General features: G+C 49.7%; 1 pseudogene. It reads right to left on the bottom strand.

Annotated features, from left to right (window positions below):
- Nucleotides 1-15: 15 nt before the first annotated feature.
- Nucleotides 16-451 (bottom strand): annotated as a pseudogene (locus JUJ53_RS24835) (IS701 family transposase); the annotation flags it as partial.

Raw genomic sequence — 451 nt, 5'->3', positions numbered from 1 at the left:
CGCTCTTCAATGACTCTAGGCAGAAGAAAACTCTCGTAGCGTCGTAGCAGGCACTCCTCGAAATTGATTCATAAGCCGTATGAGCATCTGAAACCCTTGTTCTAACGGGGGAATAGGAAAAACCTTCAGCCAGGGTTTTAACAGATTCAAACTCACCCACGGCAGCAGAATAAGACGCAGGTTATTGAGCCAGTTTTTCCACCCATTGCCTGCATTCCAAGCTGAATGCTGCGGAAAAGAAGAGACCACAATGGAGTCACTAAGTTCAGGGGGCACAGCCCCCTCAGGTCGCATGGGTGGCGTGTGTAAGGTGACCATCAAATAGGCGCTCATCACAATCTCCCACCACTTTTCAATCGGCGCATAGTCGGTGAATCGAAAGTCCGCCCATCCGAGTTCATTCTTGCTTTGCTTAAAGCCATACTCGACCCAGTTCCTCAGACCATAGAGG

Origin of the sequence: Leptolyngbya sp. CCY15150, from assembly GCF_016888135.1 — a bacterium.
In the GTDB taxonomy this organism is placed as follows: domain Bacteria; phylum Cyanobacteriota; class Cyanobacteriia; order RECH01; family RECH01; genus RECH01.
This window is presented reverse-complemented; position numbering and strand designations above follow the sequence as displayed.